This window comes from Photobacterium ganghwense (genome assembly GCF_017329545.1).
In the GTDB taxonomy this organism is placed as follows: domain Bacteria; phylum Pseudomonadota; class Gammaproteobacteria; order Enterobacterales; family Vibrionaceae; genus Photobacterium; species Photobacterium ganghwense.
On record NZ_CP071326.1, the window covers coordinates 365,886 to 378,901 of the forward strand.

Annotated in this window: 13 protein-coding genes; 12 read left to right on the top strand and 1 reads right to left on the bottom strand. The window is 48.4% G+C overall.

Annotation, left to right across the window (positions count from 1 at the left end; all coding sequences use genetic code 11):
- Nucleotides 1-46 precede the first annotated feature (46 nt).
- From FH974_RS17625 to FH974_RS17650, 6 genes are all read left to right on the top strand, one after another.
- Complete coding sequence (locus FH974_RS17625) at nucleotides 47-475, top strand: hypothetical protein (protein WP_207104000.1); 429 nt, start codon at nucleotides 47-49, stop codon at nucleotides 473-475.
- 126 nt (nucleotides 476-601) lie between these two features.
- On the top strand, nucleotides 602-1,114 hold the full coding sequence (locus FH974_RS17630) for a cyclin-dependent kinase inhibitor 3 family protein (RefSeq protein WP_207104001.1): 513 nt from the start codon (nucleotides 602-604) through the stop codon (nucleotides 1,112-1,114).
- 106 nt (nucleotides 1,115-1,220) lie between these two features.
- Nucleotides 1,221-1,808, top strand: a complete 588-nt coding sequence (locus FH974_RS17635; protein ID WP_207104002.1) for a TetR/AcrR family transcriptional regulator — start codon at nucleotides 1,221-1,223, stop codon at nucleotides 1,806-1,808.
- 92 nt (nucleotides 1,809-1,900) lie between these two features.
- Entirely contained in the window at nucleotides 1,901-2,944 is a 1,044-nt protein-coding gene (locus tag FH974_RS17640) for an NADP-dependent oxidoreductase (protein WP_207104003.1), read from the top strand.
- A 23-nt stretch (nucleotides 2,945-2,967) separates the two neighbouring features.
- Nucleotides 2,968-3,600, top strand: a complete 633-nt coding sequence (locus tag FH974_RS17645) for a glutathione S-transferase family protein (RefSeq protein WP_207104004.1) — start codon at nucleotides 2,968-2,970, stop codon at nucleotides 3,598-3,600.
- Nucleotides 3,601-4,093: 493 nt separating this feature from the next.
- Nucleotides 4,094-4,507, top strand: coding sequence for a hypothetical protein (locus FH974_RS17650; protein ID WP_207104005.1), 414 nt, complete (start codon nucleotides 4,094-4,096; stop codon nucleotides 4,505-4,507).
- 466 nt (nucleotides 4,508-4,973) lie between these two features.
- On the opposite strand, the gene FH974_RS17655 is transcribed toward FH974_RS17650, so the two are convergent.
- Complete coding sequence (locus FH974_RS17655; protein WP_207104006.1) at nucleotides 4,974-6,161, bottom strand: acyltransferase family protein; 1,188 nt, start codon at nucleotides 6,159-6,161, stop codon at nucleotides 4,974-4,976.
- Between the two features lie 368 nt (nucleotides 6,162-6,529).
- Between FH974_RS17655 and FH974_RS26355 the strand changes: the two genes are divergently transcribed.
- The 6 genes from FH974_RS26355 (at nucleotide 6,530) to cyoE (ending at nucleotide 12,808) form a co-directional block, all read left to right on the top strand.
- A complete protein-coding gene (locus tag FH974_RS26355) occupies nucleotides 6,530-7,015 on the top strand; it encodes a type II secretion system protein (RefSeq protein ID WP_207104007.1) in 486 nt (161 codons plus the stop codon).
- Between the two features lie 1,028 nt (nucleotides 7,016-8,043).
- Nucleotides 8,044-8,982, top strand: coding sequence for a ubiquinol oxidase subunit II (cyoA, locus tag FH974_RS17665; protein WP_207104008.1), 939 nt, complete (start codon nucleotides 8,044-8,046; stop codon nucleotides 8,980-8,982).
- Nucleotides 8,983-8,989: 7 nt separating this feature from the next.
- On the top strand, nucleotides 8,990-11,029 hold the full coding sequence (gene cyoB, locus FH974_RS17670) for a cytochrome o ubiquinol oxidase subunit I (RefSeq protein WP_207104009.1): 2,040 nt from the start codon (nucleotides 8,990-8,992) through the stop codon (nucleotides 11,027-11,029).
- On the top strand, nucleotides 11,019-11,621 hold the full coding sequence (gene cyoC, locus FH974_RS17675; protein WP_207104010.1) for a cytochrome o ubiquinol oxidase subunit III: 603 nt from the start codon (nucleotides 11,019-11,021) through the stop codon (nucleotides 11,619-11,621). The genes cyoB and cyoC overlap by 11 nt, the downstream gene beginning before the upstream one ends.
- On the top strand, nucleotides 11,621-11,935 hold the full coding sequence (gene cyoD, locus FH974_RS17680; RefSeq protein WP_047884711.1) for a cytochrome o ubiquinol oxidase subunit IV: 315 nt from the start codon (nucleotides 11,621-11,623) through the stop codon (nucleotides 11,933-11,935). The genes cyoC and cyoD overlap by 1 nt, the downstream gene beginning before the upstream one ends.
- Nucleotides 11,936-11,941: 6 nt before the next feature.
- Nucleotides 11,942-12,808, top strand: a complete 867-nt coding sequence (gene cyoE / locus FH974_RS17685; RefSeq protein WP_207104011.1) for a heme o synthase — start codon at nucleotides 11,942-11,944, stop codon at nucleotides 12,806-12,808.
- The last annotated feature ends 208 nt before the right edge of the window (nucleotides 12,809-13,016 follow it).

The following is a 13,016-nucleotide window of genomic DNA, read 5'->3' on the forward strand; positions in this document are numbered from 1 at the left end:
AAACCATATCGAGTATTACCTGGTTCATCGTGTAAGGAGAAATCCCATGAAATTAGATGTGATGAGCAAACGTTTCTTGTGGTTGCTGCAATGTCTGATGCTACTTTTCGTCGGAAGTGTAATGGCTGCTGATGATATCCGTACCGAACGGGTACAGTTCAAGAAGGGTGAAAGCAGTGCCGTGGTTGAAGGCAAAATCAAAGGCTATGAAATTGTTGATTATGTCTTGGGTGCCAAAGCTGGCCAGAGCATGAATGTGAGCATGGCCACGAAGCATACCGCGACGTACTTCAACATCATGGCACCGGGTGAGAATGAAGTGGCGATGTTTGTTGGCTCCACCAGTGGTAATCAGTATGAAGGTACGCTACCGGCATCCGGCGATTACAAAATACGTGTTTATATGATGCGTTCGGCAGCTCGGCGTGATGAGGTCGCGGATTACCGACTGGAGATGATTATCAGCGGTAATTGATAGAATTCTTTGTGAACTTTTTATGACAGTTGCTTGGGGAGATTGACGGCAGATTGGGTAATCGTAATATATGCGGATATTCATATATATGGCTTGTAACAAGCCCATTGCGTAAGGAACCGTACGATGACCCATCCGACATGGGAACTGCCTGTCAATCAACTTGCTGATAACCAAGAGGAAAAGGGCGCACTTGTTTTAACGCCTTGTCCGGGAACGAAAGGTGTTTCCCTGATAGATACGCTTGCGCAGTTTGCATCTCAGGGCGTTAAGGCGATTGTGACTGCCATTAACCACGATGAAATGCAGTCAAAGGGCGTTGAGTCATTGGGTGAGGAAGCCGAAAAGCTGGGTATCCGCTGGTTCTATGCTCCAATTGAAGATGATTGTGCGCCGGGGGCTGAGTTTGCCGCAACCTGGTCGACGTTCAATACGGAGCTTCATGAGATTTTGGCTGGTGGCGGTAAGATTGCGCTGCACTGTATGGGCGGTTCTGGCCGCACCGGTTTATTGGCAGCACATGTGCTAATTGAACAGGGTTGGACGTTGACGGACATTATTGAACAGGTGCAGGCGCTGCGCCCAGGTGCGTTCACTAAACCTGTTCAGGTTGAATATATTCAGGCTGTTGCGAAATAATCAAAGCCCTGCGGTGAGACATGAGAGAGCTGCCTGTGGCAGCTCTTTTTATATTTCTTTCTTGCATGGCTAGACGACTGGTCTAATTGGCGTTAAGATGCGCCCCATGAACGCAAAGACGAATGACACACGCCAACATATTCTGGAAGTCGGTTACGAGCTGATCGTGACCAAAGGCTTTACCAGTGTCGGCTTATCTGAACTGCTTAAATCGGCCAATGTGCCGAAGGGCTCTTTTTATCACTATTTTAAGTCGAAAGAGCACTTTGGTGAATCGCTGATCCAAGACTACTTTACTCACTATCTTGTCAATCTGGCGGAGTTGTTTCACCATCCCGCTCAGACGGGTTATGAATGCCTGATTGCCTATTTTGAGCGCTGGATTGAAGTGAACAACGGGTGCTGTAATGCTAATAAGTGCCTGATTGTAAAGTTGAGTGCAGAAGTCTCGGATCTCTCTGAACCGATGCGTCTCGCGCTCAGAAGCGGAGCAGACAGAATTATTGATGCGATTGCCGGGTGCATTGAAAAAGGCATTACGGATGGATCAATCAAGGTCAATGACAGTCAGAAGGCAGCCCACCAGATTTACTATGTCTGGGTAGGCGCAAGCCTGTTGAATAAACTGTATCAGGATCAGTCCGGGTTGAAACAGTGCCTGGAAAATACAAAACTGCTATTGAAAGGTCAGTAGCACTATCGTGTACAAATTGCCGCCATACTTATTGGCGGTTTTTTTGAAAATCTTACTAGACGACTGGTCTAATAATGAAAGAGGAAGACAACATGACCCCTGCAGAAAAGAGTCAACTGAACCGCCGTATTGTGCTGGCATCTCGCCCGCATGGTGCACCACAGCCAGAGAACTTCCGTCTGGAAAGTGTTGAAAAACCCGAGCCACAGGAAGGTGAGATGTTACTCCGCAGTGTGTATCTGTCATTGGATCCATACATGCGTGGCCGCATGAGTGATGCAAAATCATATGCTGAGCCTGTCGCAATTGATGAGGTGATGGTTGGCGGTACTGTGTGTCAGGTTGAAACAACCCGTCACCCTGATTTCGAAGAAGGTGAGTGGGTGCTGGCATACACAGGCTGGCAGGATTACGGCATTTCCAATGGGGAAGGGCTGATCAAATTGGGCAAAACGCCGGTACACCCTTCCTACGCGCTGGGCGTCATGGGCATGCCGGGCTTTACCGCTTATATGGGGTTACTGGATATTGGCCAACCTAAAGCCGGTGAAACACTGGTTGTGGCTGCAGCCACCGGACCGGTAGGTGCGACCGTGGGCCAGATTGGCAAAATCAAAGGTTGCCGGGTGATTGGTGTCGCAGGCGGCGCAGAAAAATGTCGTTATGCCAAAGAGGTGCTGGGTTTTGATGAGTGTATCGACCATTACGCGGAGGACTTTGCCGAGCAACTGGCGGCTGCCTGTGATAAGGGCATCGATGTCTACTTTGAAAACGTGGGCGGTAAAGTCTTTGATGCCGTCATGCCATTGCTAAATACCAGTGCCCGAATTCCGCTTTGTGGTCTTGTGTCACAGTACAACGCCACGGCATTGCCGGAAGGTCCGGATCGTATGTCGATGCTTATGGGGCAACTGCTGGTGAAGCGCATTAAGATGCAGGGCTTTATTATCTTTGATGATTACGCTCATCGCTATGGTGAGTTTGCGAAAGACATGTCTCAGTGGCTGGCGGAAGGCCGCATCCAATACAAAGAACAGCTGGTAGAGGGTTTAGAAAACGCGCCGGAAGCGTTTATCGGTCTGCTGGAAGGGAAAAACTTCGGTAAGCTGGTCATTAAAACCAACGATCCGCTTTAAGGCATGACAGAAAGGAAGACGGCATGATTAAACTTCATCACCTGAATCAATCGCGATCGAAACGGATTATCTGGCTGCTGGAAGAGCTCGAGCTGGAATACGAGGTTGTTCCCTATCAGCGTGACAGCGTGACATTCCTGGCACCACCTGAGCTGAAAAGTGTGCATCCACTTGGTAAGTCACCAGTGATTGAAGATGACGGTCTGGTGATTACGGAGTCCGGCGCAATCACTGAGTATCTGATTGAAAAATACGGTGCTGAAAAGCTGGCACCTCAACGGGGAACTCAGGCATACACTGAGTATCTGCAGTGGCTGCATTTTGCGGAAAGCTCGGCAATTTTGCCGTTGTTGCTGAAGGTGTTCGTCAATAAGGACGGCGCAAAGATGAATTTTCTGGACGGTTATGCCGACTCTGAAACGCAAAAAGTGATGAGTTACTTCGATACCTGCCTGAAAGAAAAGGTGTACCTGGTAGAAGATCGCCTGACCGGGGCTGATATCATGATGTCTTTCATTGTGGACCTGCTCGGTAAGTTTGGTTTGCTGGATCAGTTCATCCATATTAAGCGCTATGCGGCCCAACTGGCTGAGCATACAGCTTTCCAGAAAGCCGATGAGCTGGAGGCGAAATTTGACGCGGTTGAGACTGTTTAAATCCGTCTCAACCGATTGTCGTTACCGCTTTCTGTGATGGCGAACAAAGTCATTAAGCCGCTGATTGTTCAGCGGCTTTTTTGTTTTCAGACCCCGAATGCCGAATATTGGAGTTTGGATGTAACGGAATAACCAGACAAGGAACCACGGTCAGGAACCGGTGGGAACAAAGAAATTTAAGTCACTGAAAATCAGTGGTCATACTTAGTAACAACTGTCCATCACAATGCCTTGCATCCATACAGTTCCAAACAATGTCATGAAGTCATGACATTTATAATTCCGGCTTCATTTCATTATCTACTTATCGATAAGGCGTATGAAAAGTCGCATTGTTTGGCCCTGCAAGAAAGTAGTTCAGTTCGCGGAAAGGCGTGTATCGATTGGCATTTTGCCAAGCGGTTTGTCTGGCGTATTACTAGGGATCATTTGTTTAACTCTGCTTTGTATGATCCTTTATCCCCAATTGACAGCGTTACGAAGTGGTAGCCGGGTGGCAGCGCTGGATGGTATGAAAGAAGCCATTGATAACACCAATAAAATGATTTTTACCCGAGCAACAAAGGCCGGTATTGCCACTGAACCCTCTGCGGCTTTACCTCCGTCTACAACGGGCAAGTTGCCCATCCCATTGAAGTTTGGTTACCCGGACTGGGGAGCGGCATTGTCAGTGCGTGTTATTTCACTGGATGATTCCAGTTGGGTGTGGCGTGTGGTGCAAAGCGATGCTGAGCCACTTATTGGCTCTCATCTGGCCCCTCATCTTGACCAACATGTCACGGAAGTGCGTATCAGCCTGAGAGACCGAGATGAACAAAATGTGGAACAAAACGGTTATCGCTGTTTTGTTTCGATTCGTCAGGGAAACGGTGTACCGGAGGTCCGGGTGAATCACCTGGATTGCTAAAGATTGCATGAAGAAAGAATCCAGCCGATGTTCCGCCCGGTTTAGCCCTATGTCGCAGGCTGATTCACCGGAAACTATGCTACGAAGCCTACATCACTTAAGGCAAAGAGCCGGGATTGGCCAGTTATTGTTTCCCTGTGAAGAGTTCTCAATTGTCTGTGATCAGGCCGCCATATTGCTCAGAATGCTTGAACAAACAGAGGATCACGCAGAGGATAGGCCACCAGTCTGCAAAACGGCCTTTGCAGAGGTTTTCAATGCGATAGTTGGTTGTCAGGAGCAATTGGAAACCTTGCTGTTACTGCGTGATGAAATCGACAAGACAATAGCCCGTCTTCCATCGTAACCGGTTTCCCTCCTGGCATTTTAGCTAATAGCTAACATGCTACTAGCCAATCGCGAAGAAATCGCCGGCCAAACGCATGACCAATACAAAACGGACATGTTTAAGCCGGCAGACAACCGTTTATTCGGCGGGGCTTGAACGGATAACGGGCTCTGAGAGTGTTTGTTTTCGCAGCATTTTCATCGCTGGACGCTCAATACAGTGATAGCTCACCGTGGAAACCGAGAACGTCAGCACCAAAAACAGACCTATCGCCATTACGGCCAGCACGATACTTTGCTGGGCGTACCACCAGGTGAGGAGGTCTGGTGCGAGTTGTTGTAAGGCTTCAATGCCGATTAACAGTAACACGGTATGCCACAGGTACATCGAGTAGGAGATATCGCCAAGATATTGTGTGACGCGATTGTTGAGTAACCGGAAACCAACGCTGTTTCGGGGAGTTTGCCTTGCTCCGGTAATGACCAACGCAGCGAAGAGAACATAGACCGCAATCAGGCTGGGTATACTGGTTGAATGATGCAGGACAAGTGCGATACAAACCAGCAGAACGACTAATACCCAGTCCCGGTTGAGATGGCGCTGAACCGTTGCCGATAGAGGCAGTGAAGCGAGCCAGATGCCAAGTACAAAGCCACACATCCCCCGCAGAAACGCTCCGGCACCACCGGTGATATCCAAATTGCCTTTGTGCTCAATCAATCCGTAGATCACCAGTAAAACCAAGCCGGGTAGCCACAGTGTCTTCTTCGCAGAACGATTCAGCAAGGGAACGATCAGCGGGAAAATCAGGTAGCAAAGCCATTCGATACTCAGTGACCAAGAGGAGATGTTCCAGCTGAGCATGCTTTCCGTGAGGCCTTGTAACAGCAATACATTGGGAAGAATGGCATCAGCCCGATTAAACGGCCCGCTAAAAGCGGGGATGTCTTTTAGCCCCCAGCTTTCCAGCAACATACCGCCATAAAACCCAATTTGATGGCTGTATTTAACCAGTTCCCAGCTGAGAAAGACCACAAAGGTAATGAAAAACAGCGGATAAATACGGCTAAAACGCAGCCATACAAAGTGCCGCCATTGAGAAAACGTGCATGGGCGAGCAAACTGCTCACGATACACGTGCAACATCACAAAGCCACTCAAAATGAAAAACAGATCGACCCAGACATAGCCATTTTCGATGAACTGTGTCTGACTGGCGAGAAGGGGCTGCCACTGAGGGAACAGTATGAGTCGAGCATGAAATAAAACGACAATCAGAGCCGCGATACCACGCAGAGGCGTCAAGATGGGGAGCGAGCGAACCATGAAGAGATCCTTCTGTCAGTGTGCCACATAGCGCGGTTGAAAAGGCACCTCTGAACGTGAGCAGAGTGAGCGTTGACGATATTTGGAATGGTGGCAACGGAATGACGGATTCTTATCATTTTGGTCTGGCAATCATAGTAAAAACATCAAGATTCGAACGCCAATGCACAGACTTTTATTGTTATTTCATGAATTACAACCAAGGTTTGAAGCTAAACGACACGAGCAAGGAATCGCACACGTAATTTGTGAAACAATCTTTTACAACTGTCTGTTTGGGCCAAGCGGATCCATACGCATCCGCACAATGTTTCTTCGGGGACGCGAATATACTTCCTCTCACGATTCCAACATAAAAAGAAGTGCGTATGAAAGTTCGTGGTTTTACATTAATAGAAATGGTGGTGGTGATTGTTATATTGGGAATACTCTCAGTCACAGCGTATCCAAAATTTATGTCGCTCCAGAGCGATAGTCGGAAAGCAACATTACAAGCCATGAAAGGGGCCATCAACAGTGCAAATGGCATGGTATATGGTAAAGCAACGCTGGCGGGTGTTGAAAACCAGAAAGAAGCCAGATTGCCTCTCTATGCCGGTGATACAGCACCCCTTCCGGTGAAGTACGGCTATCCTGCTTGGTCTTCGGACAGCATGAAACGCCTTGTTACCTTGGATGATGATGAGTGGACGACTTATACCCTGTTAGATCTGGGCGGCAATGAATACCGAATTGGCCTGAAGGGGTATTATCGTGATGCTTTTCCGCAAGAAAGTGATATTCGACAGTGTTTCATCGGCGTTTCGTTTATGGAAAAAGCACCCGTAGTGAAAATATATGATCGGGACTGCTGATTTCTCTGATTCTTAATACATAAACAGACGTGATAAATAGCTGTCATTATTAATTGTTGTCATCACAAACAACTCTCATTGTTAATACCAGTCATTGTTAATAGCAGTCATCGTTAATAGCTATTATTGTTAAAAACAGCCATCGTTAATAACTGGCATTGTTCAAAATAGTGTCATGACGAATGTATGGCAGTTATTGACTTACATATCGAGCGAATGGTTGTTTGTTTTAACTTATTTGTGAATGATGGTTATCATAAAACTGTAAACCAACCGACCTGGCTAAATGATTCGAGGGCTGCTTCTCAGTGGAACGAAAGCAATTTGGCAGGTCGGTGTCGTGAACCGTTTCCCTTTTACTGTCTTCGGAAAACAATGGCCTCATTGTTTGGTGATTATTTAGTCAGGCTACATTTTTTCTTGAGCCCAACAAGGGAATATTGGCTCCACTTATTTGTCATTTTGCCTAACTTTTTGTCTAATTCAGTATAAATGCCTATTTATATGGGTTTTCTTCATTTTTGGCTTTCTGTAAGCAATAAATTGCCACCATACTCAGATCACACTTTTCTATATTTGTGATCCATTGCCAATATTTACAACTTTATCGGTAAAAATATTTGCTGATAAAGTCAGCAATAACGTGCTTGCAACTTATTATCATTATCTTCTCTATTTTCTCAAACAATTCTGCAATAACAATGCCTTGAAGGTATTATCCTTTGTTTTTAAATGGTTTTTTAATTGACCATTATCTCATTTATGAAACGTAAGATTTCATTTAGAGCTAGTGAGCTTCCTTTTTAAGATCCGCATAATGCGCTGCTTGTAACAATTTGTTTCTAAATGTAACCGTAATGATTGTGTGGATAAGAGAGTGTTTCTGCTCTGTTTGCCAGGCAGCAATTTCGCTACACCGGGAACAATTGTGCAATGCTCAACACCTAAAACGCTTATTAGAACTAACAGCAACAGCCTGAAAGTGCCGACTTTTGTATAGGAATGTTGCAAAACAATCGAGAAAGTAAATGGAAGCCTCAAGATATAAAAACATCTTGTCGAGGGTAGGGTTGTTTACGGCAATTTTACTGCTCTCCGGGTGTAAATCTGCGCTGCTGGATCCTAAAGGGGTTGTTGGCGTTCAGGAAAAGGAGCTGATCATTACAGCTTTGCTCCTGATGCTAATTGTCGTCATCCCAGTGATCCTGATGACAATCTATTTTGCCTACAAGTACCGTTCTGATAACACCCAGGAAGAATACGCGCCGGAATGGGCCCACTCGACCAAAATCGAAGTCGTGGTGTGGACAATTCCAATCATCATTATCGCTATTCTGGGTGTGATCACCTGGCGTTCTACGCACGAATTGGAACCATCCAAACCACTCGTGAGTGATGTGAAGCCGGTTGAGATCCAGGTGGTGTCACTGGACTGGAAATGGCTGTTCATTTATCCGGAACAGAACATCGCCACAGTGAACTATGTCGCCTTCCCGAAAGATGTACCGGTGAACTTCAAAATCACGTCTGACAACATCATGAACTCCTTCTTTATCCCACGTTTAGGAAGTCAGATCTATGCCATGCCTGGCATGGTGACGCGCCTTCACCTGATTGCGAACCATGAGGGTGAGTATAAGGGGATTGCAGCCAGCTATAGCGGTGAAGGTTTCTCCCACATGAAGTTTAAGGCGGTTGCCCTGTCAGATCGTGACAGCTTTAACCAGTGGGTTGAGCAGGTGAAAGCGGAGCCACAGGTGATTCGTGACTTCAGCGACTACCGTACACTGGCGAAGCCAAGTATTGATGCACCTGTTACCTACTTCTCAGAAGTTCCGCACACCCTGTTCTCCGACATTGTGACCCAATTCGAGGGTGGCATGCACTTGCCGATGTCTGAGGAAGGCCATATGGCCCATGGTGAGATGCACCACGGTCAAATGCACATGGCTGAACACGAAGGTTAATGAAATTATGTTTGGAAGACTAACGTTAGAGTCCATTCCTTACCATGAGCCCATCATTATGGTGACGCTTGGGGTGATCGCTCTGGTCGGTATCGCTGTTGCAGCGATGATCACCCGCGCTGGGAAATGGCAATACCTCTGGAATGAGTGGTTTACTTCCGTAGACCACAAGAAAATCGGTTTTATGTACATCGCTGTGGCGATGATCATGCTGCTTCGCGGCTTTGCGGATGCCGTAATGATGCGAAGCCAGCAGCTGTTTTCTGCTGCGGGTGAAGCCGGATACTTGCCGCCGCATCACTACGATCAGATCTTTACCGCGCACGGCGTGATCATGATCTTCTTCGTAGCCATGCCGCTGATCATCGGTCTGATGAATATCATCGTTCCGCTGCAGATTGGTGCGCGTGATGTGGCGTTCCCGTTCCTGAACAACCTGAGCTTCTGGCTGTTTGTTGTGGGTGTGATCCTGACCAACATGTCACTGGCTGTGGGTGAATTCGGTCGTACCGGTTGGCTGGCGTACCCGCCGCTGTCCGGCATTGACGCGAGCCCGGGGGTAGGGGTCGATTACTGGATCTGGGCACTGCAGATCTCTGGTGTGGGTACCACGCTGTCTGGTGTGAACTTCTTTACCACCATTCTGCGTATGCGTACGCCGTCGATGCCTCTGATGAAGATGCCGGTATTTACCTGGGCGTCTCTGTGCTCGAACATCCTGATCATTATCTCGTTCCCGATTCTGACCGTGACCATCGCGTTGCTGACGCTGGACCGTTACGTCGGTACACACTTCTTCACCAATGACATGGGTGGCAACATGATGATGTATGTCAACCTGATTTGGGCATGGGGTCACCCGGAAGTGTACATTCTGGTGCTGCCGGTATTCGGTGTGTTCTCAGAAGTAACGGCAACGTTTGCACGTAAGAAGCTGTTTGGTTACACCTCACTGGTTTGGGCAACGATTGTTATCACCATTCTGGCGTTCGTGGTATGGCTGCATCACTTCTTTACCATGGGCGGCGGCGCGAATGTAAACGCCTTCTTCGGTATCGCGACTATGATTATCTCTATCCCGACAGGGGTGAAGATCTTCAACTGGCTGTTTACCATGTACAAAGGCCGAATTACGTTCACCACGCCAATGCTGTGGACCATCGGCTTCCTGATTTCCTTCTCTATCGGCGGGATGACAGGCGTACTGATGGCGGTTCCGGGGGCAGACTTTGTACTGCATAACTCAGTATTCCTGATCGCGCACTTCCACAACGTCATCATCGGTGGTGTGGTATTCGGTTGTTTCGCGGGCCTGACTTACTGGTTCCCGAAAATGACGGGTTACACCCTGAATGAAACCTGGGGTAAGCGCGCATTCTGGTGCTGGATCATCGGCTTCATTCTCGCGTTTGTTCCACTGTACGCACTGGGCTTCATGGGCATGACCCGTCGTCTGAGCCAGGATATCAACCCTGAGTTCTTCCCACTGCTGGCTGTGGCTGCTTGTGGTACGGCTGTTATTGCTGCGGGTGTACTGTGTCAGTTCATCCAGATCTTCGTGAGTATCCGTGACCGTCACCAGAATGTTGACCTGAGCGGTGACCCATGGGATGGCCGTACTCTTGAGTGGGCAACGTCTTCACCACCACCGTTCTACAACTTTGCCGTGCTGCCAAAAGGCAACGAGCTGGATGCTTTCTGGTACCAGAAAGAGCGCGGCGAGCACAACAAAGATCAGGAAGCAGAATATCAGCCTATCCATATGCCGAAAAACACCCCAACCGGGATGTATGTTTCAGCATGGTCTCTGGTGTTTGGTTTCGCCATGATTTGGTACATCTGGTGGCTGGCAGCGATCGGCTTTGTAGGCATGATCGTGACTTGTATTCGCCACAGCTTTAACGAAGACGTGGACTACTACGTGACAGTTGAAGAAATCAAAGCGATTGAAGCAGCGCACAAAGCGAAGCTGAAGCAAGCGAAAGGGCAAGTGACGTCCGGTAACGAAGATAACGACGATGATCTGGAGGTGACGTATGCAAACTAATGCCATTTCGCATGATCATGGTCATGATCACCACGACACGGCAGGTAACAAGCTGTTTGGCTTCTGGATTTACCTGATGAGTGACTGCATTTTGTTTGCAAGCCTGTTTGCAACTTATGCAGTACTGGTCACCGGCACTGCCGGTGGCCCAGGCGGTAAAGACATTTTCGAACTGCCGTTCGTATTTACTGAAACCATGATGCTGCTGTTCAGTAGTATCACTTTCGGCTTCGGTATCATTGCGATGAAGCGTAAAGATATTGTTGGTCTGAAACGCTGGATGGGGATTACCTTCCTGCTGGGCCTTGGCTTTATCATCATGGAAATCTACGAGTTCCATCACCTGATTGAAGAAGGTTTTGGTCCTCAGCGCAGTGCTTTCCTGTCAGCGTTCTTTGCGCTGGTTGGTACCCACGGTCTGCACGTGACCTTTGGCCTGATTTGGCTGGCGGTGTGTTACTGGCAGCTGAACACTAAAGGCCTGAACGAGATGATGGAAACCCGTTTCCACTGTCTGAGCCTGTTCTGGCACTTCCTGGACATCGTCTGGATTTGTGTATTCACCATTGTGTATCTGCTGGGGGTAATGTAATGAGCCAACAACACGCTGATACCGGAGTACAGGATTACATCAAAGGCTTCGTTGCCTCACTGATCCTGACGATTATTCCGTTTTACTTCGTGGCGACGCAGAGCCTGCCAGACACCATTACCTACGCGCTGATGTTTGGCTGTGCCATTGTTCAGCTGGTGGTGCATCTGGTGTACTTCCTGCACATGGAAATTCGCACTGAAGATGGCCAGTGGAACATGATTTCCCTGGTGTTTACTGCCCTTGTGGTATTTATCGTGATTGCCGGTTCCATCTGGATTATGTGGAACCTGAACGTCAATATGATGATGTAGGGCGTCATGATCAAAAGCTACATTTCCATTACCAAGCCGGGCATCATCATTGGTAACCTGATTTCTGTGGCGGCGGGGTTTTTCCTCGCTGCCAAAACAGAAGCAGCCAGTGCCTCGTTGCTGGCTTACACCCTGTTGGGTGTGGCCTGTGTGATTGCCTCCGGCTGTGTGGTGAACAATATTTTTGATCGTGATATCGACAGCAAAATGGACCGTACCCGTAACCGGGTACTGGTTCAGGATGGGTTGAATATTGATCATGTGTTCATCTACGCGGTTGCGTTGCTGCTGGGCGGTACGGCAGTGCTGTACCGTATGGCAAACCCGTTGTCGGCAGTCGTTGTACTGCTGGGTTACGTGTTTTACGTGTTCTTTTACACCATGTGGTACAAACGTACGTCGGTGTACGGCACACTGGTAGGCAGTGTATCCGGCGCAGTACCGCCCTTGGTTGGTTACCTGGCGGTGACTAACTACATCAGCCTGGATGCGGTGCTGTTGTTTGCGCTGTTCTGCCTGTGGCAAATGCCGCATTCCTATGCGATTGCCATGTTCCGCATGCAAGACTACCGCGAGGCCGGCATTCCGGTACTGCCGGTGGTGGAAGGCATCAATAAGGCACGCAAGCACATGCAAGCTTATGTGGTGGCCTTCAGCGTTGTTGCGTTGGGCTTGTTCCTGCTGGGCAACGGGGGGTATGAGTACCTGGCGGTCGCTTCGGCTGTCTGCCTGATGTGGACCCGAGTGACATTCCGCAAAATGACGGCTGACAATTATGTTGACTGGTCGAAAGCGGTATTCAAAACGTCACTGCTGGTGGTAATGGGAATTAGCACCGTGCTGGGTGTCGAGCTGATTCCGCTGACAATCTGACCCGGCGCAAAGTAACAAACTTGGCTCAATGAAAAGGCATCCTTCGGGATGCCTTTTTTTGTTCCTTTGTATCAACATGTGTTGAGGTATGCTCTTTTGATGAAGCGTGCTCCTTTGATAAAGCATGCCCCTTTGATGATGCTTAACGGCTACCATCTGGCGAACCCAGCACTCCGTTCGCCTGTCGTAACGTTGTGCTTTTGGATAC

Coding starts and splice junctions, on each gene's coding strand:
- FH974_RS17625 (WP_207104000.1), top strand. CDS start 47: ATGAAATTAGATGTGATGAGCAAACGTTTCTTGTGGTTGCTGCAATGT.
- FH974_RS17630 (WP_207104001.1), top strand. CDS start 602: ATGACCCATCCGACATGGGAACTGCCTGTCAATCAACTTGCTGATAAC.
- FH974_RS17635 (WP_207104002.1), top strand. CDS start 1,221: ATGAACGCAAAGACGAATGACACACGCCAACATATTCTGGAAGTCGGT.
- FH974_RS17640 (WP_207104003.1), top strand. CDS start 1,901: ATGACCCCTGCAGAAAAGAGTCAACTGAACCGCCGTATTGTGCTGGCA.
- FH974_RS17645 (WP_207104004.1), top strand. CDS start 2,968: ATGATTAAACTTCATCACCTGAATCAATCGCGATCGAAACGGATTATC.
- FH974_RS17655 (WP_207104006.1), bottom strand. CDS start 6,161: ATGGTTCGCTCGCTCCCCATCTTGACGCCTCTGCGTGGTATCGCGGCT.
- FH974_RS26355 (WP_207104007.1), top strand. CDS start 6,530: ATGAAAGTTCGTGGTTTTACATTAATAGAAATGGTGGTGGTGATTGTT.
- cyoA (WP_207104008.1), top strand. CDS start 8,044: ATGGAAGCCTCAAGATATAAAAACATCTTGTCGAGGGTAGGGTTGTTT.
- cyoB (WP_207104009.1), top strand. CDS start 8,990: ATGTTTGGAAGACTAACGTTAGAGTCCATTCCTTACCATGAGCCCATC.
- cyoC (WP_207104010.1), top strand. CDS start 11,019: ATGCAAACTAATGCCATTTCGCATGATCATGGTCATGATCACCACGAC.
- cyoD (WP_047884711.1), top strand. CDS start 11,621: ATGAGCCAACAACACGCTGATACCGGAGTACAGGATTACATCAAAGGC.
- cyoE (WP_207104011.1), top strand. CDS start 11,942: ATGATCAAAAGCTACATTTCCATTACCAAGCCGGGCATCATCATTGGT.